A 22151-nucleotide genomic window follows, 5' to 3' on the forward strand; every position below is an offset into this window, starting at 1 on the left:
TGAGAGTTTGAAGTCATTGAATTATTTAGAGAAATCACCCACCAGTGTAACGCAGCCTCGGCAACTTAAGGGGCTTTGTCTCAAATGCGGGGGCCGGAATCCAGCCTAGAGTGAGCGGACCTTACATCCAGAGGCCGAACAGCCAGCGCGAAATCCATAAGGCCGCCATGCCCGAAACAATCAGTAAAAAACCGTTGCGGGTCCATAAAAAGACCCCTGTTGCAATCACCGCAGCCAATAGTCGCAGATCAACTTGGGGGCCCTCGACGGCATGCCAAGGTAACAGTTCGGGAACCACGATAGCCGTCAGCGCCGCGAGCGGGGCATAGCGCAGTGCGCTGCGCAAGCCTTCTGGCAAGGGCAGGTGATGACCAAACAGAAAATAACCGGCACGACTAATCGCCGTGCAAAGCGCCAGCAAAACGATTGCCGTATAAAGATATTGGCTATTTTCCATCAGCGTATCACCTTCGGCTTCAGGCGTTTTTCAGTCCACATCCCTGCGGCGATCCCCACAACGACTGCCACGAGCAAGCCGAGCCTCAGTGGCCACGACTGGGTCAGCCAGGCCGTCAGGCCCGAGGCAACGACCGAAAAAAACACCGGTCGAGTGGTGATATGGGGCAACATCATCGCCATGAGTGCCAGTACAGCACCGAACTCAAGCGACCAGGAAACCGGCACAACGGATCCTAGGGCAATACCGACCATAGAAGATGCCTGCCACAGAATCCAGGCAGGCAAAATTGTTCCGATAAAAAACCAGTGCTGCTCAAACGTCCCTTTTTTAGGGGCATCTGCAAATTTGGACATAAAGACCACGAAAGAGACATCGACGCTCAGATATCCCAAAAATAGGCGTTTGCGCCAGGACAAATCCCGGAAAAAAGGATGAAGGGCTGCGCCAAAAATGATGAAACGCAGGTTCACAATAATGCCCGCGGCAAAAATCAGCCAGAGGGGGGCGCCCGCCGCCATCAAAGGCAAAGCAGTCAGCTGCGCCGAACCCGCATACACCAGGAGCGACATCGCCACCGCCTGCGGCTCTGTGAGCCCGGCCTTGACCATAGCGACACCGGTCACAACGCCCCAAATCATGAGAGCAATCAGGCCGGGGCCGACCGCGGTGAAACCCGCTCGCATGGCTGCGCGGCGCTGATAAGTCAACGATGGTGAGACTTGAGGAGTAGACGACGGATGAGACAAGTTGGTTGAGATATTCAGTCAAACATCAATAATTTTCAGTATTGTAGACCGCTTGCATTGCTACAATGTCGTGATTGAATTCGAGTGTTGAGAAGACTGATGACCCAAGCATCCAACTCAGGAAAAAACCAAAGCCCCGTACTCGTCACTGCGGAGGATTTGCCGCTGCACTGCCCAGGGAGCAAAGCGCCCCTCTGGAGCATGCATCCACGCGTCTTTCTTGACATCGTCGATACCGGCTCGGTCAAATGCCCCTACTGCAGCACTGAGTACAAGCTCGCAGAGGGCACTATCGTGCACGCCCATTAAAACTTGAAGTCACCTGTGCCCAACATCTTTGCTACCGCCGAAGAAGCAGAACTCGCGTTTTATGACGCCCTTGAGCGCGCCGATTTGTCCAGACTGATGCAAGTCTGGGCCGACGATGAGGAAATCATTTGTGTACATCCGGGTGGCTTGCGTGCGGTCGGTTTACACGCGGTCAAAGAGTCGTGGCAGGAAATCCTCGCCAACGGAGGGCTCGCGATCCGACCCTCCACCCCTGCCGTGCTGCACAGCATGATGGGCACTGTTCATTCCCTGGTCGAAGAAATCACCGTACACGGCACAGAGCGCACTGAGGTCGCATACTGCTACGCGACAAACGTCTACCACAAAGGTCCTACGGGTTGGCGTCTTGTGATGCATCACGCTTCAGCTGCTCCGGCTCAGGTAGACGCATTTGACAGACACGACACTCCGGGACTTCTTCACTGACCCCTCGCTTGCCGTGACCGCAGCCCCTTTAAACGACACTTCGCTCAACGCTGACCAATTTGATCGCGCACCTTTGACTGCCGCGCTCGACCTGGCCGCTTGCCCTGTCCCCGCGTGGCTGCCCGACAAACAGTCCCAGACACTTTTTGGCGCCCTTGCAGCGCCAGTCAATCGCATCGGCTTTGTCCGCGAGCGTGTCGACACGCCAGATGGCGACTTTATTGATCTGGACTGGAATGCACCCGCCCTGCATTTGCGCGCCAGGCGCAAACAGGACCCAACGCTTGCCCACACCGCAGCTGTTCGCTGGCTCACGCCCTCTGACCAGGAACTGATTCATCAAACAAGCGCGCAACCTGCGCTTTTGTTATTGCATGGACTTGAAGGCAGCAGCCAAAGTCGTTACGCCCAAGCCATCACGCAATTTTTTCTGGCATCAGGCTGGCTTGTCGTGGTGGCGCACTTCAGAGGTTGTTCAGGTTTTCCCAATCGACTGGCACGCGCTTATCATTCCGGCGATTCCGAGGAAATCACGTTTATCCTCAACGCGGTCCGCCAGCGTGTACCTGACGCGCTGTGGCATGCGGTTGGGGTATCCCTCGGCGGCAATGCGTTATTGAAAAGTCTAGGCGAAACACCCGCGCAATTCAGTTGGCTCCATGCCGCCGCGGCAATCTCCGCACCACTCGACTTGGTCGCAGCCGGTAACCACTTGTCAGACAATCTCTTTAATCGCGAAGTGTATTCAAGACATTTTTTGCGCACGCTCAAGCCCAAAGTCCTCGAAAAGTCCCGCAGATTTCCCGGTGTCATTGATGTGATGCGTATCAATCAAGCGCGCGACTTGCGCGACTTCGATAATGCCTACACTGCGCCGATGCATGGTTTCAAGGACGCCAACGATTACTGGCAGCAGTCTTCCAGTAAGCCTTGGCTCAAAGCGATTCAGACACCGACGCTTGTACTGAACGCGCGCAACGATCCTTTCCTGCCCGAACACGTACTACCCGGTCCGGACTATGGCAGCCCGAAGGTTGTCTTTCATCAACCCGCGCTGGGTGGGCATGTTGGCTTTGTGACGGGAATGTGGCCAGGCAAACTGACGTGGCTCCCCAGCAGGCTCGCCAATTTTTTCAACGCCCTCAAGACTTGAAACGTTCGAGTAGTTTGCGATCCTCTGCAATACGAGCCGAGAGTTCACGCATTCTGACGTCAATTTGCGACTGAACATAAAAGTCTTTGGACATTGCCCGCGCTTGCTGCAACTGACTAAACGCGGAAGGTAAGGCACCGAGTTGCTCGTAGTAGGTTGCCATGGTCTGACGGGACTCGACGCGTTCACCGATACGATCTTCACTTACCGCCAGCATTTTGTAGAAGTCGGGTTCCTGCGTCGGCCAACGCTTGATTTGTGCTTTCAAAAATGTAATGGCCTCTGCATCGCGGCCCAGCGCTTGCTGACTTTGGGCAATGCGCAAAACAAAGGAACGGCGCTGTGGCCAGCGCTTATGCGCAGCTTGGGCCAAGCTCAACGCTGTCGCAACCTGTCGTCGCGCCAACTCGATATCAATACGTTGCAATTCAATATAAGGCGAGTTGGGCATCAGCGCCTGCGCTTGCGCGAGCGCTTGTGCCGCAGCACCTGGATCTTGTCGAGCTAGCGCCGCGAGCGAAACTCCATACCAGGCGGCGGCACGACGGGCGGGACTCGGTGGAGCGCCTTCACGCTGTGTCGGCGCGCGCGCCTCGTCTTCAAGTTGCTCTTGCGCCTGTCGCAGCACACGCGGCTCTACGGCCTGGATCACTCGGGATTTGGCCCGAATGAACCAGTACTCATCCTCGTTCTGCACACCCGCTGCGCTGAACTGGCGAATCCGATTTTGCATATCGGTCATACGCTGGAGGCTCAAGGGGTGCGTCGACACATACGCGCCGCCGCCTCGACCTTCGTTCAGGCTGGACGCCTTGGCCAGTCGACCGAACATGGCCGACATGCCATTTGGGTCATAACCGGCTTTGCGCAGCATCTCAATGCCGTAACGGTCCGCCTCTTGCTCGGCTTCACGGGAAAAGCCCAACTGACGATCAATCGCCGCCGCCTGTCCAAATGCCGCAATGCCCATGGCGGCTTGACCACCACCCGGAATCAAGGCCGCCAACATCGCAGCCGCGATCGATGCCAACGCGATGTGACCGCTTTGGCGTTGCTGGGTCAACCCACGGGCGATGTGTCGTTGTGTCACGTGCGCGATTTCGTGCGCCACGACCCCGGCAACCTCGGACTCAGATCCCGTGCCGACAATCAACCCTGTATGAACGCCGATAAAGCCACCCGGCATCGCAAAGGCGTTGACTTCAGGATTGCGCACGCCGAAGACCTCAATCTGTGGTGCACCACCTGGCGCGAACCGACCAAGCTTGCGGCCCATATTTTCAAGATACTGACTCATGTCGGGATCGCTGATGTACTCCGGGTCGCGACGACCCTGCACCATGATGGCCTCGCCAAGCTTGCGTTCAAGGGCCGGAGACAGCTCGGCCGACGAGGTCGAGCCCATTGAGGGCGCAGACGATGGTTGCGCCCAAACCGGGATAAAAGCTGGAGTGAAAGCAAAACTTAGGGATAACACGCACGCCAGGCCGCGTGTCAGCCCAGCCGCACCTTGACGGGGTGACAGGAATCTGCAAACAGAGCTCAAGGGGGTCAATTTTGGATATTGTCTAGCCATACGCTTATGATAGCGGGAGTTGAGATTGGTTCCGCTTCCCTGGCGGTATGCTTCAAGGATGATTTAAGTTATGCGCCCTGTTCGTAAAGCTGTGTTTCCCGTTGCGGGTTTAGGCACGCGTTTTCTCCCTGCAACCAAGGCGATGCCCAAGGAAATGCTGCCCGTCGTAGACAAACCACTTATCCAGTACGCAGTAGAAGAAGCCATCGCCGCCGGCATCACAGATCTCATTTTTGTCACGGGGCGCCACAAGCGCGCGATTGAAGACCATTTTGACAGTGCGCCTGAAATGGAAGCCGAACTGGCCCGCAAAGGCAAAACTGAGCTACTAGCGATCGTTCAAGAGGTAATTCCTTCTAACGTCAGTTGCATTTATATTCGCCAATCCGCACCTCTCGGACTTGGACATGCCGTGCTGACCGCGGCACCCATTGTGGGCGACGAGCCCTTTGCTGTTTTGTTGGCAGATGACTTGATCGATGCCGACCGGCCCGTGATTGGCCAGCTCATCGATGCCGCGCTGACCCATCAAGGCAGCATTCTGGGTGTCCAGGAAGTGCCCTTAAGCGACACGGACAAATACGGAATCGTGGCGACCGATCCCGTGTCCACACTCACTGAGCGTGTCAGGCATATCGTGGAAAAGCCCAAATCAGCGGTTGCGCCCTCCACTCTCGCCGTAGTGGGTCGTTATGTTCTGGATGCGAGGATTTTCGCGCACCTACGTCAAACGCAAGCCGGAGCGGGCGGCGAGATCCAGCTCACAGACGGTATTGCCTCACTACTGAAAGAGCAGGCTGTTTTTGCGCACCGCTACGAAGGTATTCGTTACGACTGCGGCAACAAGGAAGGCATGTTCAAAGCCACTGTCGCGTTAGGTCGCAAATATCACGGCCTGATTCCCTGAGGCTGACGCTTAGGCTTGAGGACCCTGGGTTTTGGGGAACCCCAGCGACCCTTAGCAGACAACCTCATGAGGGTTCTCAACGCGACCAACAACCCAATCACCTCGGTCATTGCCGCTGGGATCCACATCGTCAGACCGCCAATCATCTGGTCCGTCTGAGGGCTCATGGCGATCGCGCGACCACACAAGTCAAAAAGTGGGTAAAGGTCGCGCTCGGTGAACGCGATGATGGCGCCGGCCACCATCTGGGGTGCCATGGTCAAAATGGGCGAAATCACCCGGCCGCCTGGAGTCATCGCAGCGGGCGGATTGGGGCGCCGATCAAGAATCAGATTCCAGTACATGAAGCCCGTGATCACTACGGACCAGTTCATTAAGCGATACAGGCGCCAATCGAGCATGGAGTAAAACTGCACGGAGGGCACCAGCCAGATGATGACCAAAAATACAAACAACGTCGGAACAATAATAGGGTTGGTGAAAATCGAAATGATCGCCCGACCAGTTGTGGTTTGATTAAACCGATGCAAACGCACACGCCAGGAAAGCGGCAAACCCGCGCGCATGACAGAGCCGGGATAGGCGGCCATCACGACCAACGGCCCCAAGTGATGCAGGACAAGATGTTGGACGCGATGGATAAAAAACATCCTTTCCGCGTAATAATCCAGCATAGTGTGCATCGAAAAATAAAGCATGCCCCAACCCAGCCAGAAAAAAACCTGACGCGAGCGGGAAATGGCGTGCACGCGTTGGCCGCGCACGAAGAGCCATGCGCTAATGAGAAAACACGCCACCAGTACGGGTGAGACTTCCCAGGGCTTGAGCCAGCTGAGCCAATCCATCGATGCAGCCTTTTGAGAATACGCTTTTCAAAACAAATTGATCTTTCAATTGTAGTATGTTGTGCAAGGCGCCACGCACATCACCTTATCGGTATATGGTGCTTTCATATGGTGCTTTGCTTGCACGCTCCGATCCACATCTCTTCGGCTCCATTTTTTTATGCCTGTTGTGAAAACCCCTCTGGAAAGCTTTCAATCTCGTCGACAAAAATTGCTGGCCTGGATACGTTCGCAAGGCGGTGGCATCGCGATTCTGCCAACCGCTGTGGTGCGTCACCGCAATCGCGATAATCACTACACCTTTCGCCATGACAGTGATTTTTTTTATTTGTCCGGCTTCAAGGAAAGCGAAGCTTGGCTCGTCTTGATCTCTGGCGATTCCGAACAAAGCATCTTATTTTGTGAGGACAAAAATCCCGAGTATGAAATCTGGAATGGCAAGCGCTGGGGTCCGCAGGCGGCGGCCGAGCAATTTGGGTTTGACGCAGCGTTTAACGTCGCTGAGCTTGATCAGCGTATGCCTGAGATGCTGATTGGACATAGCCAGCTTCTCACCCCTCTGTCTAACTTTTCAAATCCACAACTGTTGGCCAAAGTGCATGACTGGGTCGGTGCCGCACAACGCAAGGCGCGAGGTGCCAGAGCGACCCCGAGCAAGTGGCTCGACTTGTGCGAGCCCCTCTCTGAAATGCGTCTGATAAAAGATGCCTCTGAGCTTGAGATCATGCGCGCAGCAGGCGCCATCTCGGCACGTGCGCATGTGCGTGCCATGCAAGCTGTCCGTCCCGGCCTGCACGAATTTGAACTTGAGGCCGAATTACTCCACACGTTCCGCATAGAGGGCGCGCAAGGTGTGGCATACGACAGCATCGTCGCGACGGGGGCGAACGCATGCGTGTTGCACCACCCTGCTGGTGACAGCGTCATGCGCGATGGTGAGCTTGTCCTGATCGATGCGGGCTGCGAATTAGAAGGTTACGCCTCTGACATCACACGCACCTTTCCCGTCAATGGTCGCTTTTCTGGGGCCCAACGCGCTTTGTATGAAATTGTGCTGGATGCCCAACGTGCCGCCATCGCGCATACCTCGCCCAAGCACCATTGGAATGCTGGACACGACGCCGCAGTCAAGGTCTTGACCCAGGGGCTACTGGACGAAGGTCTCCTGACGGGGACGCTTGAACAGGCTCTGGAAAGCACCGCCTACACGCGCTTTTACATGCATCGCACAGGACACTGGCTTGGCATGGATGTACACGACGTCGGGACCTACCGTATGCCGCCTCTTGGGGCGGGGGATCGACCCTGGCGGATGCTCGAAGCTGGCATGGTGCTGACGATCGAGCCTGGTTTATATGTCCGCCCCGCGGACGATGTACCGGAAGACTTTTGGAACATCGGCATTCGCATCGAAGACGATGCCGTGGTGACTGAGCAAGGCTGCGAACTGATTACCCGCGGAGTCCCCGTGGAGATCTCTGAAATAGAAGCGCTGATCAAGCCTTGATTGCAGCGCGATCTAACCCTTTATATTTAATCCATCCAGCCATCCGAGCGCCGTCCAGATGTAAATCACGATCATCGCGATGCCAAACATGAAGGCGACGGTGCCAATCAGGAGCGTAAAGGATGCCACCAATACCGGCCCCCATCCACTCGGCTGCTCTCTCTTGAGCCCGGGATTAAAGCGGGCGTCAAACCGGGCGTCGCTCATCAAGCACCAGATGATGGCTTCGATGAAACCATTGAGAATAGGGATGAATAAGAGAAAAAACGCCGGATTCTCCCACCACACCTCTGCAAAGGCGCTCACCACCATCAGGACCAAACTGTAAGTCGTGACAAGCCAGGCGTAGGGCCGCTTGAGATACCACCAGTGTGCACCCACCACACCCAACAGGGCCGCTAGCAGTCCGACGGTGACTTTATGACGAAACTGAGGTTGAGAATGGGAAGAGGACATGATCAAGATGTAAGCAATGGTGTTTCAAAAGATGAAAATATAGCGTTTCAAGTTATCGAGCATACCCGATTCAAGGGCATCATCCAGTCCGGAAAGCCTCAGCGCTAAAATACCCACATGTCACGACCAGATTTCGACGTTGTCATTATTGGGGGCGGGCCAACCGGCTGCGTACTGGCTTTGCTGTTGACGCGCTACTGTGCGCAACCTGCACGCATCGCGCTGCTCCAGTCCGGATCGGCCTCAGCCTACGGCTATGCGCCTGAAAACGATCCGAGAGTGCTTGCACTGAATCACGGCAGTCGCGTGCTGCTGGAGTCTCTAACAGCCTGGCCGACGCGAGCGGCCTCGATTCAGACAATCCATGTTTCACAGAAAGGCCGTCTGGGTCGCACGGTCATCCGGCACAGCGATTTTAAGGTCCCGCAGCTCGGCTCAGTGGTGCACTATGCTCATCTGCAAAACAGTCTGATGCAAGCTGTGCAGGCGTCTGGCGTGCAGGTCATTTCCGGTCTGGCGGCTCAAATCACCTCGCAAAATGCCGAGTACGTCAGTATTGTCCAGGATGGTCAACACCTGACCGCAGCACTTGTCGTGCAAGCGGATGGCAATCCAAATACCCCTCTCAAGCGTGAATACTCTCAAATGGCTCTGCTCGCCAGAGCCCGAGTCAGTTTGCCTCGGCCAGGCTGGGCTTTCGAGCGCTTTACGCGGGAAGGTCCCTTGGCTGTCTTGCCGCACCCCCTTTCCAGCGACTCGCAATCCATCGTGTGGTGTTGCGCGCCAGAGCGCGCCAACATGCTTCAGGCGCTCACTCCCCGGGCATTCTCGAACGCACTGGGAGAAACCTTTGGTACCCGCTTAGGATCTTTTGCTGTCGAGGACGCTGTGACGCCGATCCCTCTGCGCCTGAATGTGCGGGCCCAAACAGTCGATGGCCGCTGTGTCGCCATTGGCAATGCGGCACAGACGCTTCATCCGGTCGCAGGTCAAGGGTTGAACCTCGGCCTGCGAGACACCGCTGCTCTAGCGATTGCCCTGCGTGAATGGCTCGCCGATCCTGGCCAGAGCTTGGATCCTGCTCTGACACGTTTTCAAAAAATCAGGCTTCCAGACCGGCAACTAACCGCTTTGCTGACCGACAGCATGGCTCGAACGTTTACAAGCGGATACGCACCTGTCGAGCATCTCGCAGGCCTGGCTTTGCTCGGAATGGATATGTGTCCAGGCTTGCGCGAACCGTTGGCGCGGCACCTCTTGCAAGGCATGCGCGGCTAAATCAGGCGAGCGCCTGCGAGCGATTACAATTTCGGAATGAAAATTGGCGCCTGGTCCCTTCCGAACAATGTTTTTGTCGCCCCGATGGCGGGTGTGACGGATCGTCCGTTCAGACAATTATGTAAAAAACTGGGTGCCGGCTATGCCGTCTCAGAAATGGCGGCCAGCAATCCCCAGCTCTGGAAGACCGTCAAATCATCACGCCGTTTGAATCACGATGGTGAAATCGATCCCGTCGCGGTGCAAATTGCAGGGGCAGATCCCGAAATGATGGCCCAGGCTGCTGTTTTTAACATCAGCAAAGGCGCCCGCATCATCGATATCAACATGGGTTGCCCGGTCAAAAAAGTCTGCAATGTCGCCTCAGGCTCCGCACTCCTGCGCCACGAGGACTTGGTCGCGCGCATTCTTGAGGCCGTTGTTCAAGCGTGCCACCCGCATGGCGTACCCGTTACCCTCAAAACCCGGACCGGCTGGGACAGAGAGCACCGCAATGCGCTGCGCATTGCCAAACTTGCCCAAGACTCAGGTATCTCGGCACTGACTCTGCACGGACGCACACGCGCCGACCTCTATCTTGGTCAAGCCGAATACGACACGATTCGCGAAGTAAAAGCCAACCTATCCATCCCGGTCGTCGCCAACGGTGACATTGACAGCCCCAGCAAAGCGCTCGAGGTGCTAGCTTACACGGGCGCTGACGCGGTCATGATTGGACGAGCCGCCCAAGGTAGACCCTGGATATTCAGAGAGGTGGATCATTTTCTGCGAACGGGCGAAACGCTCTCTCCACCAACCTGGCTCGAGATGCGGGACCTGCTTCTGGAGCATCTCGCCGATCACTACCAGTTTTATGGCGAATTGCCAGGTGTGCGGACGGCCCGCAAACACATCGGCTGGTACGTCAGCAGCCTACCCTCAGGGAAACGCTTCAGCGATCAAATCAATCAAATCGAGACCACCAGTGAGCAGTTCGAGGCGGTCAACCAATGGTTTACGCACCAACACCAGATTTCGCCAGACAGCCTGACGGCAACCTGCGACAATCATGACCTTGGCTCAAGCCATCTTCAAGCTGCCTAAGCCTCGCCTTGCTCAATACCCATGAAAAAAAACAACCTTCTCGAAGAAGCCGTCCGTCTGAGTCTAGAGCAATATTTCAGCGACCTGGGCGACACGAATCCGAGTGACATGTACGAGATGGTCATCCGGTGCGTCGAACGGCCTCTGCTCGAGGTGGCCATGACACACGCGCACCAGAACCAGTCCAAAGCCGCCCAAATGCTGGGCATGACACGCAACACCCTGCGTAAAAAACTTATTTTTCACAAACTTATCCCTCAAGACTAATCACGCAATGAATATCCAAACCGCTCTGCTCTCCGTTTCCGACAAAACCGGTATTGTCGACTTCGCCAAAGCGCTCGCTTCACGCGGTGTGCGACTGCTTTCGACCGGAGGCACCGCCAAACTGCTGGCCGAAGCAGGACTCGCAGTGACTGAGGTTGCGCAACACACCGGTTCACCAGAGATTCTGGATGGTCGCGTCAAAACGCTTCATCCCAAAATTCATGGCGGTCTGCTCGCGCGACGCGACAGTGCCGAGCATTTGAAAACGATTGAACAACACGGCATCGACCGCATTGATTTGCTCGTCGTCAACCTCTATCCTTTCCGACAGGCCGTTGCCAACCTCGCCTGCTCTTTCGAGGATGCGGTTGAAAATATCGATATCGGCGGTCCCGCCATGCTGCGAGCAGCCGCTAAAAATCACGGAACAGAAGCGGGCGGTGTCACGGTGGTCATCGACCCCGCCGACTACGCCGCGGTGCTCTCGGAGATGGATCAAACTGGCGGCACCTCTTATGGCTTGCGCCTGAAACTGGCGACCAAAGTCTATGCCCACACCTCGGCCTATGATGGCGCCATCGCCGGTTATCTGAGCAGCATCAGCGAAGCCGAGCCCGCCCAAACTGTCGCCCCCGCCCGCAACACCTGGCCTGACATCCTGACTCTGCAGGTCTACCAGAGACAAGTGCTGCGCTATGGGGAAAACGCTCAGCAGCGCTCCGCTTTTTACGTGGATCCATACTGCCCCGCTGGCTTGCTCGCCAACTTCAAGCAATTGCAAGGCAAAGAACTCTCGTACAACAACATCGCCGACTCCGATGCGGCATGGGATTGCGTACGCAGCTTTGACGAACCCGCATGCGTGATCGTTAAGCACGCCAATCCCTGCGGCGTGGCAACCGCCGCCAACGCATGCGATGCATACCTCAAAGCATTTAAAACAGACCCAACCTCGGCCTTCGGCGGGATCATCGCATTCAACCGTACTGTCGATCTCGCAACCGCTCAAGCGGTCAGCGGACAATTCGTTGAGGTGTTGCTCGCCCCCGCTTACGATCACGATGCGCTCGCACTGCTCGCTAGCAAAAAAAATGTCCGTGTGCTCGAAGTACCGATGGGCGAAGGGCAGAACGATATCGACGTCAAGCGAATCGGTGGAGGCTGGCTGGTCCAAACGCCTGATTTTGAAACGACCAAAGCCCAAGACCTGCGCGTCGTCACACGCAAACAACCAACGTCCGAGCAGATGCGCGATCTAATGTTTGCCTGGAAAGTCGCCAAGTTCGTCAAATCAAACGCGATTGTCTTTTGTGGTGACAGCATGACGCTTGGTGTGGGCGCAGGCCAGATGAGCCGCATCGACTCGGCACGCATCGCCTCGATAAAAGCCGAAAACGCCGGTTTGACACTCAAGGGTTCGGCAGTAGCTTCGGATGCGTTCTTTCCGTTTCGCGACGGGCTGGACGTGGTGATTGATGCAGGTGCGACCTGCGTCATCCAGCCTGGCGGCAGCATGCGCGACGATGAAGTGATCGCCGCAGCAAACGAGCGGGATATTGCGATGGTTCTGACAGGTATGCGACACTTCAGACACTAAATAAGGGGCAAGGCTCATGCGCATTCTTGGTGTCGATCCGGGACTTCGACGAACAGGCTTCGGAGTGATCGACGTCAAGGGTGCCAAGCTGACTTATGTCGCCAGTGGCACGATCGTTGTGCCATCCGACATCACCCTGCCCCTCAGGCTGAAAGTCATACTGGATAACCTTCGCCAAGTGGTCGAAGATACGCAACCAGATGTCGCTGCCCTGGAAATCGTTTTTATGAATACCAACCCGGCCAGCACCCTGCTGCTGGGTCAGGCTCGCGGAGCCGCCCTTTGCGCGCTCGCGGACCGAAATCTGGCCGTACACGAATACACTGCCCTCCAGATCAAAAAATCTGTTGTCGGTGCGGGACGGGCGGCCAAGGAACAGGTCCAGCTGATGGTGCAACGCCTGTTGATGCTCGATGGCGTCCCCTCTCCCGACTCAGCCGATGCGCTGGCGTGCGCGATCTGTCACGCACACGTCGCGCCGCTGACCGAAAAACTCAGTCAAATGAATTATCAGACACGCACCTCGCGCGGACGCACGCGTCTGCGTGCAGGCAGATTGCTAGGCTAAAGCGAAAAGGACTCAGAATGATTGGTCGACTCACCGGAACGTTGTTTGATAAAACGCCACCGCGCATCGGGCTCGATGTGCAGGGCGTCGGTTACGAGCTCGATGTGTCAATGACCACCTTCTACGCACTGCCGGAAATCGGTGCGCAGGTCACGCTGCTCACGCATTTAACGGTACGGGAAGATGCCCATATTCTCTTTGGATTTGCCAGCGCCCAGGAGCGCGCAACGTTTCGCGAACTCATCAAGGTCAGTGGAATTGGTGCGCGCACTGCTCTGGCCGTATTGTCGGGCATGTCCGTCGAAGAGCTTTCACAGGCGATCACCATGCAAGAACCTGCGCGTCTGATGCGCGTGCCAGGTATCGGTAAAAAAACGGCCGAAAGACTGTTGCTTGAAATGAAAGGCAAACTTGGTGCCGACCTGGGTCATTCGCTAAATGCGCAGACTGCAGCAGGCTCCAACACGCAAAACGATGTCATGCACGCGCTTACCGCACTCGGCTACTCCGAGCGCGAAGCGCTCGCTGCAGTCAAGGGCTTGCCAGAAGGTCTAGCCATCTCGGATGCGATTCGCCAAGCACTTAAGGGGTTATCAAAATGACGCACATCATTCACCGCTCGTTACGCCAAACGCCACGCGTCGCGGCCAGTTCCTGCGGCATCTACATCACCGACGAACACAATAAGCAATACATCGATGCAAGCGGTGGCGCCGCCGTCTCGTGTCTGGGTCACGCACACCCCGATGTGCTCGCCGCCATGCATGCGCAAATAGACAAACTCGCTTACGCACACACAGGTTTTTTTACCTCGGAAGTCACTGAAGCGCTTGCGGATCATTTGATTGAACACGCACCCGGCGATCTGAGCGAGGTGTATTTCGTTTCGGGTGGTTCCGAGGCGGTTGAAGCAGCGCTCAAGCTTGCGCGACAGTATTTTCTGGAAATCGGTCAGCCCGAACGCACTGTTTTTGTATCGCGCCGACAAAGCTATCACGGCAATACGCTCGGCGCGCTTGCGGTAGGCGGTAACGAGTGGCGGCGTCAACCTTTTGCTCCCCTGCTCATGGAGGTACCAAGGGTATCGCCTTGTTTTGAATACAGGGATCGGCTTGCTCACGAAACTCAAGATGACTACACACGTCGATTGCTTGATGAAATCGAACAGACCTTTCTTGCGACTGGTCCAGAACGAATCATTGCTTTTTGCGCGGAGACTGTCGTCGGTGCAACGACTGGAGCTGTACCGCCCACCCCAGGTTATTTAAAAGGTGTCCGTGCGCTCTGCGACAAATACGGCATTCTCTACATCGCCGATGAAGTCATGTGCGGGATGGGTCGTACCGGCACGCTCTATGCGTTTGAGCAGGATCAGGCACTTCCTGACATCGTGGTGATCGCCAAAGGACTGGGCGGCGGATATCAACCAATCGGCGCGCTTCTGGCTCGCACACACGTAGTCGAAGCGCTCCGTCAGAAAAGCGGCATGTTTCAGCACGGACATACTTATCTAGGACATCCGATCGCTTCAGCCGCCGCGCTGGCTGTACAACGCGTCCTCCAGCGCGACCAATTACTGCCTCAGGTTCGCGCGCGTGGCCAATATTTGACGCAGGCACTCAAATCCGCGCTGGGGGACCACCAGCATGTTGGAGACATACGCGGTCGCGGACTCTTCATGGCGGTTGAACTCGTGCGCGACAGAGAGGATCGCACGCCGTTTGATCACAATAAAAAACTACATGCCGTGATCAAACAACAAGCGATCAACAATGGCCTGCTGGTGTATCCAATGGGCGGAACGATTGATGGAAAAAGCGGCGACCATGTGTTGGTGGCGCCGCCTTTCATCGTGAGCGAAGCTGAAATCGACCAAATCGTCGATCGACTCAGACAATCGATCGACGAGAGTCTCAACATGATTGCCTAGTCGACGCGTGCGCCTGACAGTCTGACAGCTTCGGACCAATTTTTGACCTCAGAAGCAATCACTTTCTGGAAGGCCTCGGGCGAACTGTTGTTGACTTCGCCCCCCATTTCGCGCAAACGCTGAGTCATCGCGGGATCAGCCACAATTTTCTGTATATCTGCGGATATTTTCTGACTCAGTGCATCGCTCATCGTTCCGGGACCATAGATACCAAACCAGGTCGCCGCAGTGAAATCGGGCACGCCTGCTTCAGCCATCGTTGGCACGGAAGATATCGCCGCAACACGTGTCGGATGCGCCAAAGCAATCGGCTTGAGTTTGCCAGAATTGATGTAAGGCAACGCAGCAGACAAGGTCACAAAGGCGACTTGTACCTGACCACCCAACAAATCAGTCAGCATTGGCGTATCACCTTTGTAAGGCACATGCGTCAAGGGTGTGCCGGTTTTAGCCTTGAACAACTCACCCGCTAAATGCTGAGGTGTTCCATTTCCGGGCGAAGCCATGGTGAGTCCATTCTTTTGAGCCTTGGCATACTGAATCAAGTCGGCAAGCGAGTTCACCGGCAAACTCGGATTGGCCACCATCACCAGTGGGATCGTGGAGATCAAGGTGATCGGTGCGAAATCTTTGATCGGATCGTACTTGAGCTTGCCATAGAGACTCGCGCTGATGGTATGGGCGGCCGTGGTGATGTACAGGGTATAGCCATCACCCGGAGCGCGTGCAACCGATTCGGCCGCAACCGTTGTTCCAGCCCCCGGACGATTCGTGACAACCACGGGCTGTTTCCATTGAGCGGGAAGTTTTTCAGCGACCATCCGACCAATCACATCGGTTGCCCCACCGGCCGGATACGGCACGACCAGCGTGACGGTTTTTTCGGGAAAATTCTGCGCGGCAGTTAAGGCAGAAAAACCTGCGCCCACCAAAAGCGCAACACTGACCATGATTCGATTCATTGATATTTTCATATGGTTCACTTCTCCTTTTTCTCTTGTGCCTCGCGCCATGCCAGTAAGCGTGTGACGCCTTCACGCATCTGCACTTGAGGTTTCCAACCAATCCGCTCACCCGCCTTGTCGTGCGGGATATGAAATGCGCCACCCGAGGTCAGGCGCACTTTACCGGGTGGATCGGGACGCACTTCGGGTTTGAGACTGCTCTTGCAATACTCGAGTACCAGATTCACCAGCTCACCGGTTGTGATGGGGGCAGGACCGGAAACGTTGACAGCCACGTCGGTTGCCGAGCTTTGGAGCGCCGCGAGATTGGCGCGCGCGACATCAGAGACATGCACAAAATGTTTGGTGTCCGTACCGTCACCGGGCAAAATCGGTGGCTGCCCTTTGCGCACCAAGTCGTACGTTTCCATGATGTAAAGGGAGTTCGCAGCGCGATAGTGTTGACGCTCGCCGTAGACTGTCGAATAACGCAACACGACATAGTCCTGACCAAAGGTCTGGTGATAATGACGGCAGAGCTGTTCGCCCATGATTTTGGAGGCGCCGTACAAAATCGCAGCGGGTGGCGCACCAACCGAGTGGAAAGGAATGTCTTCGGACAGTGCACCGTGAATACCGGGACCATAACCATAGACGGCATTCGACGAGGCGAAGATGAACTTTTTGACCTTGTTGACACGGCACGCTTCAAGCATGTTTTGCGCACCACGAATATTCACATCCACAGCCTGCCAGGGTGTTTGGGAAAAGCCCAAGGTCATGTAGGCCGCCAAATGTACAACGCCATCGATCCCTTCGGTCGCCATCAATAAATCGGGCAAGCGCATCAAGTCCGCACGCACGATTTTTACTCTGGGATCATCCTGCAGGTGCTTGATCGCCTCCATTGAGCCAAAAGCAAAATTGTCCAACAGCAAGACTTCGCGCGCGCCTTCCTTGAGCAGGAGATCGGCGGTATGCGAGCCCACGAGACTCGCGGCACCGGCGATCAAAATTCGGGAGTCTTTAATGTTTAAGGCTTGACCTGTTTTGTGCATTGTCATGTTCGGGAATCTCAGGCATGAGGCTTCAAATAAACAGGCGCGATCGACTCAAGCGCCGTTGGAACGACTCCGAGCAAAGGGTCGATGGGTGAGGCGCTCGTGTTGTCGACAGTCAGCGATGCGAGATTGTCACGGGACATCAGGGGCTCGCCCGGAAGACACTCGAAAAAGAACGCTTGCATGCGCCCAATTGACATGGGTAGCGATATCACTTTGCGAGGATGACCGCTCCAGCGTGCGGCAAGCTCAACCAGCTCGCCAAGCGTATAGACGCGGGGACCAGCCAGCTCGAAGGTTTGACCGCAGGCCCAGGGCTGCGACATGGCATTCAGAACGGCCTCGGCAACATCCATGACATAAACGGGCTGCATCTTGGCCTGCGCGCCGGCAATCGGCAGGACAGGGAAAAAGCGCGCCAAACGGGCAAACATGTTCATGAACTGATCTTCGGCTCCAAAGACCACGGACGGTCTAAAGATGGTGAAGCCCTCATTTTTTGCCGCGCCGTAAGCGCTTCGAATCGCCTGCTCGCCGGCGGCTTTGGACCGCAAATAGCCGCTGGGAGCCTGCGCATCCGCGCCCAGCGCGCTGATGTGAATGAAACGCTTGGTCCCCTGAGCCAAGCAGGCCTGTGCCACCCGTTTGGGTAGCTGAACATGCGCCCGGTCAAAATCAACGCCATAAGGTTGACCCGCAGGGCTATGCAAAATACCGACCAAGTTGATGACCACATCGCATCCCGCCACTAACCGGTTTAGCATCGCGTCGTCATGCATATCGGCTTGCATGACCGTGACCGTGGGATGAACCAAGAGCGCGCGACCATGTTGATACTGCCTCGTTGGCACATGCACCACATGCCCTTGAGCTACCAGACGACCGACAATCTGTCGGCCCAGAAACCCTGCACCACCAATCACCAGTACACGCATGGATGACTCCGAAAAATTAGGCTTGCGTCAAAAATCCCGCATAAGCCTGCAAGTCTACATTACCACCACTAATGATCACGCCAACACGCGCGCCCTTTTCCACCGGCAAGATGCCCTGCAACAGTGCCGCGGCACCCAGACAGCCTGTCGGCTCGACCACGAGCTTCATGCGCTCCGCGAAAAATCGCATCGTTGCCAGCAACTGGGGATCCGTCACCGTCAAAATATCCGTCACACGTTGTTTGATGACCCCAAAGGTCAGCTGGCCAAGATAAAGCGTGAGCGCACCGTCCGCAATCGAGCGTGGAGGCTCGATGTGCACCACTTCGCCCTTGCGCAGGGACTGCTGACCATCATTACCGGCTTCGGGCTCTACGCCATACACCTTGCACTTGGGGCTCAGCGCATGGGCGGAGAGCGCACTCCCTGCGAGCAAGCCGCCACCGCCCAAGCAGACTATCAAGTAATCCAGCTCGCCAACGTCTTCGAGTAATTCTTTGGCCGCAGTTCCCTGTCCAGCGATCACATGCAAGTGATCATAAGGAGGAATCAATGCCATACCGGTCTTTTTTTGCATCTCGCGGGCAATATCGTCCCGGTTTTCTTTGTAACGGTCATAGCTGACAACCGTGGCGCCATACTCTTGGGTCGCCGCCTTTTTGGCCGCAGGTGCATCCAGTGGCATGATGATGGTGGTCGCGACACCGAGCAGCTTGCCGGCCAACGCGATCGCTTGCGCATGGTTGCCGGAGGAGAAGGTCAGGACGCCAGCGCGACGCTGTTCAGGCGACAGATTGGCAATCGCATTGAATGCCCCGCGGAACTTGAACGCCCCCATACGCTGCAGATTGTCACATTTGAAAAAGACGCGAGCCCCAGTCATCCTATCCGCAGTGGCCGAAGTCATCACGGGAGTTCGATGGGCAACGCCTTTCAGCGTTTCAGATGCACGGACCACATCTTCGTATGTTGGCAACACAATAGACATTGCTTTCCTCTTATTAACAGATACAAGATGCTGGATAGTGTACGATTGTCCGGGCATCATTGTGTAGTCTGCACCTCTATTGGATTATTTTTTTCATTCATGGCTATTCAGTCGGATTCCCTGAGCTCCCGCGCCGAGGCCTCTCGTCTCGTGACGCCACAAGCAACGACCCCCAACGAAGAGACCATCGAGCGGGCGCTGCGCCCGCGGGCGCTCGAGGAGTATGTTGGTCAGCAACGCGTGCGCGAGCAACTTCAGATTTTTATTGCTGCGGCGCGTAACCGTCAGGAATCGCTGGATCACGTCCTGCTGTTTGGGCCGCCCGGACTCGGTAAAACGACCCTTGCCCACATCATCGCCCACGAAATGGGTGTCAATATGCGCCAGACCTCTGGTCCCGTCCTGGAGCGTCCGGGTGATCTCGCCGCCTTGCTGACCAATCTCGAACGCAACGACGTGTTGTTTATCGACGAGATCCACCGTTTATCGCCTGTAGTCGAGGAAATCCTTTATCCCGCGCTCGAAGACTTTCAAATCGATATTTTGATTGGCGAAGGCCCGGCCGCACGTAGCGTCAAACTCGACTTGCAGCCCTTTACCTTGGTTGGGGCGACCACCCGTGCCGGCATGCTCACGAATCCACTGCGCGATCGTTTTGGTATTGTGTCCCGCCTCGAGTTTTACACGCCTGATGAACTCACGCGCATTGCCACACGCAGCGCGGGCTTGCTACAAGTCCCGATCACACCGGACGGTGCCGCCGAAGTCGCCAGACGCTCACGCGGCACACCCCGCATCGCCAACCGCCTATTACGTCGCGTGCGCGACTATGCGCAAGTCAAAGCACAAGGCACGATCGATGCGACCGTAGCCAATGCGGCGTTGTCCATGCTCGAAGTCGACCCTGAGGGCCTGGACCTCATGGATCGCAAACTACTCGAAGCGATTGTGCATAAATTTGACGGAGGGCCGGTCGGCGTCGACAGCCTGGCAGCCGCGATCGGCGAAGAACGCGACACCATCGAAGATGTGATCGAACCCTACTTGATCCAGCATGGCTACCTGCAGCGCACACCACGTGGCAGGATGGCCACACAAACGACCTGGCGACATCTTGGCTTGACACCGCCCAAAGCGCCTCCTACGGATGGGCCGCTTTTTAGCTGACTGCTCAGCGCTCAGGAAAGTCGGCAATACATGCCAGGATCGACTCGCCATAGGATTCCAGCTTGCGTACGCCGACACCATTGACGTGCTCAAGATCCTGAAGACTCCGAGGACGCGCCATGGCAATCTCGCGTAGCGTCGCATCATGAAAGATGACATAGGCAGGCACACCATGGCTGCGAGCAATCTCAGCTCGCCAATTGCGTAACGCTTGAAAAATTTCTTGTGCGCCAGAGGGTAAATCGGGCTGTAAAGTTTTTGATTTAGGCGTGGAGAGTCTTGTTGAACGCTCCGCCTCCCGACGCAGCATCAATGTGCGCGCGCCCTTCAAGACGGCACGGCTTTCTTCGGTCAGGGCAAGGGTCCCGTAGCCCTCTTGATCGACTACGAGCAATCCATGGGCGAGCAATTGCCTCAGCACACTTCGCCAAGCCTGCTCCGACAAGTCCTGACCAATGCCAAACACAGTCAGTGTTTCATGTTCATTTTCAAGTACGCGGGGCGTCGCTTTGCCTCGCAAAATATCGATCAGATGTCCGGCACCGTAACGCTGGCCTCGCTCTTTCATTAGACGATAAATGGCCGATAACATCTTTTGTGCCGCGACGGTTCCGTCCCAGGCTTCAGGAGGCTGCAAACAGTTGTCACAATTGCCGCAGGGCTCGATACGTTGACCAAAATACTGAAGCAGGCGCTGACGCCGACAGGCAATCGCCTCGCACATCGCCAGCATGGCGTCGAGTTGGGCGCCGAGTCGACGTCTAAAGGCATCATCCCCTGTGGATTCGTCGATCATGCGGCGCTGCTGGACCACATCTTGCAAACCGTAAGCGAGCCATGCGGTGGCTGGCAGACCATCGCGTCCTGCGCGACCCGTTTCCTGGTAGTAGCCCTCGACAGACTTGGGCATATCGATGTGCGCGACAAATCGTACATCAGGCTTGTCGATGCCCATCCCGAAGGCGATCGTTGCAACCATCACAATACCGTCCTCACGCAAAAATCTGGACTGGTTATGCGCGCGCACCTGTGCACCAAGGCCCGCGTGATAAGGCAGGGCCTCAATCCCTTGCGCGCAGAGAAATGCTGCCGTGTCGTCAACCTTGTTGCGAGACAAGCAATACACAATCCCGGAGTCTCCGGGGTGCTCCTGCTTTAAAAGTTGCAGGAGCTGTTTACGCACATCTTGTTTTTCAACAATGTTGTAGCGGATATTTGGACGATCAAAACTCGCGACGAAATGACGAGCCTCTCCAAGCGACAGACGCTCGGCAATTTCGCGACGCGTCACATCAGTGGCAGTAGCCGTCAGCGCAATACGCGGAACCGTCGGCCAGCGCGCATGGAGCATGGACAAGCCGAGATATTCAGGACGGAAATCATGTCCCCATTGGGATACGCAATGCGCCTCATCGATAGCAAACAGCGCGATCTGACCACGCGCCAACAATTGCAAACAGCGATCAGTCAGCAGGCGTTCCGGTGCCACATACAATAAATCGAGCTGACCATTTAGAAACGCTTGCTCAACGTCCTTGGTGTCTTGCCAGTCCTGGGTGGAATTCAAAAATGCTGCACGCACCCCAAGCTCAGTCAGAGCATCGACCTGATCTTGCATCAGGGCAATCAGCGGAGAAATGACGATTCCGGTGCCCGGACGCACCAGTGCGGGGACCTGATAACAGAGAGACTTTCCGCCGCCCGTCGGCATGAGTACCAAGGCGTCGCCGCCCTGAATCACATGCTCGACAATCGCCTGCTGATCACCCCGAAAAGACTCGTAGCCAAAAACCCGCGCCAGCACCTCCGAAGCGTCCAGTTTGCTGGCGTTCGAGGATGGGTGTTGCGCAAAGGGAGGATCAGACGCGAAGGGGCTAGGCTCAAGCATGAGCGGTTTTAATTAACAACATTCGTGGATTGTAGAGGA

At 56.1% G+C, this 22151-nt stretch carries 23 protein-coding genes; 13 read left to right on the top strand and 10 right to left on the bottom strand.

Annotated features, from left to right (window positions below):
* Nucleotides 1-121: 121 nt before the first annotated feature.
* Together QWY27_RS00380 and QWY27_RS00385 are read right to left on the bottom strand one after the other, a co-directional pair.
* Complete coding sequence (locus tag QWY27_RS00380) at nt 122-457, bottom strand: AzlD domain-containing protein (protein ID WP_290193784.1); 336 nt, start codon at nt 455-457, stop codon at nt 122-124.
* Complete coding sequence (locus QWY27_RS00385) at nt 457-1143, bottom strand: AzlC family ABC transporter permease (protein ID WP_290194078.1); 687 nt, start codon at nt 1141-1143, stop codon at nt 457-459. Before QWY27_RS00385 ends, QWY27_RS00380 begins: the two co-directional genes overlap by 1 nt.
* A 162-nt stretch (nt 1144-1305) precedes the next feature.
* On the opposite strand from QWY27_RS00385, the gene QWY27_RS00390 reads away from it, so the two are divergent.
* The 3 genes from QWY27_RS00390 to QWY27_RS00400 all read left to right on the top strand — a co-directional run bounded on the left by QWY27_RS00390 (nt 1306) and on the right by QWY27_RS00400 (nt 3115).
* Nucleotides 1306-1515, top strand: a complete 210-nt coding sequence (locus QWY27_RS00390; RefSeq protein WP_290193785.1) for a zinc-finger domain-containing protein — start codon at nt 1306-1308, stop codon at nt 1513-1515.
* A 24-nt stretch (nt 1516-1539) separates the two neighbouring features.
* Nucleotides 1540-1962: a YybH family protein gene (locus QWY27_RS00395; protein ID WP_290194080.1), complete on the top strand. Its 423-nt coding sequence runs from the start codon at nt 1540-1542 to the stop codon at nt 1960-1962.
* Nucleotides 1963-2035: 73 nt separating this feature from the next.
* On the top strand, nt 2036-3115 hold the full coding sequence (locus QWY27_RS00400) for a YheT family hydrolase (RefSeq protein WP_290194082.1): 1080 nt from the start codon (nt 2036-2038) through the stop codon (nt 3113-3115).
* On the opposite strand, the gene QWY27_RS00405 is transcribed toward QWY27_RS00400, so the two are convergent.
* Complete coding sequence (locus QWY27_RS00405; RefSeq protein ID WP_290193786.1) at nt 3105-4691, bottom strand: M48 family metalloprotease; 1587 nt, start codon at nt 4689-4691, stop codon at nt 3105-3107. The genes QWY27_RS00400 and QWY27_RS00405 overlap by 11 nt on opposite strands.
* Nucleotides 4692-4761: 70 nt before the next feature.
* Between QWY27_RS00405 and galU the strand changes: the two genes are divergently transcribed.
* Complete coding sequence (gene galU, locus QWY27_RS00410; protein WP_290193787.1) at nt 4762-5598, top strand: UTP--glucose-1-phosphate uridylyltransferase GalU; 837 nt, start codon at nt 4762-4764, stop codon at nt 5596-5598.
* Here galU and QWY27_RS00415 read toward each other — a convergent pair.
* Nucleotides 5580-6443: a cytochrome c oxidase assembly protein gene (locus QWY27_RS00415; RefSeq protein ID WP_290193788.1), complete on the bottom strand. Its 864-nt coding sequence runs from the start codon at nt 6441-6443 to the stop codon at nt 5580-5582. The genes galU and QWY27_RS00415 overlap by 19 nt on opposite strands.
* Nucleotides 6444-6603: 160 nt before the next feature.
* Here QWY27_RS00415 and QWY27_RS00420 point away from each other — a divergent pair, with 160 nt between their 5' ends.
* Nucleotides 6604-7950: an aminopeptidase P N-terminal domain-containing protein gene (locus QWY27_RS00420; RefSeq protein ID WP_290193789.1), complete on the top strand. Its 1347-nt coding sequence runs from the start codon at nt 6604-6606 to the stop codon at nt 7948-7950.
* Nucleotides 7951-7962: 12 nt separating this feature from the next.
* On the opposite strand, the gene QWY27_RS00425 is transcribed toward QWY27_RS00420, so the two are convergent.
* Complete coding sequence (locus QWY27_RS00425) at nt 7963-8406, bottom strand: TM2 domain-containing protein (RefSeq protein WP_290193790.1); 444 nt, start codon at nt 8404-8406, stop codon at nt 7963-7965.
* Between the two features lie 117 nt (nt 8407-8523).
* On the opposite strand from QWY27_RS00425, the gene QWY27_RS00430 reads away from it, so the two are divergent.
* The 7 genes from QWY27_RS00430 to QWY27_RS00460 are packed head-to-tail and all read left to right on the top strand — an operon-like array spanning nt 8524 to nt 15129.
* On the top strand, nt 8524-9684 hold the full coding sequence (locus tag QWY27_RS00430) for an FAD-dependent monooxygenase (protein WP_290193791.1): 1161 nt from the start codon (nt 8524-8526) through the stop codon (nt 9682-9684).
* 36 nt (nt 9685-9720) lie between these two features.
* Complete coding sequence (gene dusB, locus QWY27_RS00435) at nt 9721-10767, top strand: tRNA dihydrouridine synthase DusB (protein WP_290193792.1); 1047 nt, start codon at nt 9721-9723, stop codon at nt 10765-10767.
* Between the two features lie 21 nt (nt 10768-10788).
* Nucleotides 10789-11034: a helix-turn-helix domain-containing protein gene (locus QWY27_RS00440; RefSeq protein ID WP_290193793.1), complete on the top strand. Its 246-nt coding sequence runs from the start codon at nt 10789-10791 to the stop codon at nt 11032-11034.
* A 7-nt stretch (nt 11035-11041) separates the two neighbouring features.
* The gene (purH, locus tag QWY27_RS00445; RefSeq protein ID WP_290193794.1) at nt 11042-12631 is read left to right on the top strand and encodes a bifunctional phosphoribosylaminoimidazolecarboxamide formyltransferase/IMP cyclohydrolase; all 1590 of its coding nucleotides are present in this window, start codon (nt 11042-11044) and stop codon (nt 12629-12631) included.
* 16 nt (nt 12632-12647) lie between these two features.
* Nucleotides 12648-13199 carry a crossover junction endodeoxyribonuclease RuvC gene (gene ruvC, locus QWY27_RS00450; RefSeq protein WP_290193795.1) on the top strand — a complete coding sequence of 184 codons (552 nt, stop codon included), beginning with the start codon at nt 12648-12650 and terminating at the stop codon, nt 13197-13199.
* Between the two features lie 17 nt (nt 13200-13216).
* Nucleotides 13217-13801: a Holliday junction branch migration protein RuvA gene (gene ruvA / locus QWY27_RS00455; RefSeq protein WP_290193796.1), complete on the top strand. Its 585-nt coding sequence runs from the start codon at nt 13217-13219 to the stop codon at nt 13799-13801.
* The gene (locus QWY27_RS00460; protein ID WP_290193797.1) at nt 13798-15129 is read left to right on the top strand and encodes an aspartate aminotransferase family protein; all 1332 of its coding nucleotides are present in this window, start codon (nt 13798-13800) and stop codon (nt 15127-15129) included. The genes ruvA and QWY27_RS00460 overlap by 4 nt, the downstream gene beginning before the upstream one ends.
* On the opposite strand, the gene QWY27_RS00465 is transcribed toward QWY27_RS00460, so the two are convergent.
* Genes QWY27_RS00465 through QWY27_RS00480 form a run of 4 tightly spaced genes read right to left on the bottom strand, consistent with a single transcriptional unit; the run spans nt 15126 to nt 19057 of the window.
* Nucleotides 15126-16103, bottom strand: a complete 978-nt coding sequence (locus QWY27_RS00465; RefSeq protein ID WP_290193798.1) for a Bug family tripartite tricarboxylate transporter substrate binding protein — start codon at nt 16101-16103, stop codon at nt 15126-15128. The genes QWY27_RS00460 and QWY27_RS00465 overlap by 4 nt on opposite strands.
* Nucleotides 16104-16108: 5 nt before the next feature.
* Entirely contained in the window at nt 16109-17137 is a 1029-nt protein-coding gene (locus tag QWY27_RS00470) for an NAD-dependent epimerase/dehydratase family protein (protein ID WP_290193799.1), read from the bottom strand.
* Nucleotides 17138-17148: 11 nt separating this feature from the next.
* Complete coding sequence (locus QWY27_RS00475; protein WP_290193800.1) at nt 17149-18069, bottom strand: complex I NDUFA9 subunit family protein; 921 nt, start codon at nt 18067-18069, stop codon at nt 17149-17151.
* Nucleotides 18070-18085: 16 nt separating this feature from the next.
* The gene (locus QWY27_RS00480; RefSeq protein ID WP_290193801.1) at nt 18086-19057 is read right to left on the bottom strand and encodes a threo-3-hydroxy-L-aspartate ammonia-lyase; all 972 of its coding nucleotides are present in this window, start codon (nt 19055-19057) and stop codon (nt 18086-18088) included.
* Between the two features lie 99 nt (nt 19058-19156).
* Here QWY27_RS00480 and ruvB point away from each other — a divergent pair, with 99 nt between their 5' ends.
* Nucleotides 19157-20224 (top strand): Holliday junction branch migration DNA helicase RuvB, encoded by a 1068-nt coding sequence (ruvB, locus tag QWY27_RS00485; RefSeq protein WP_290193802.1) that lies wholly within the window; start codon nt 19157-19159, stop codon nt 20222-20224.
* Nucleotides 20225-20228: 4 nt separating this feature from the next.
* Here the strand turns inward: ruvB and recQ are convergent, their stop codons facing one another.
* Nucleotides 20229-22112 (bottom strand): DNA helicase RecQ, encoded by a 1884-nt coding sequence (recQ, locus tag QWY27_RS00490; protein ID WP_290193803.1) that lies wholly within the window; start codon nt 22110-22112, stop codon nt 20229-20231.
* Nucleotides 22113-22151: the final 39 nt, after the last annotated feature.

The organism is Zwartia vadi, from assembly GCF_030410375.1.
Taxonomy (GTDB): domain Bacteria; phylum Pseudomonadota; class Gammaproteobacteria; order Burkholderiales; family Burkholderiaceae_B; genus Zwartia; species Zwartia vadi.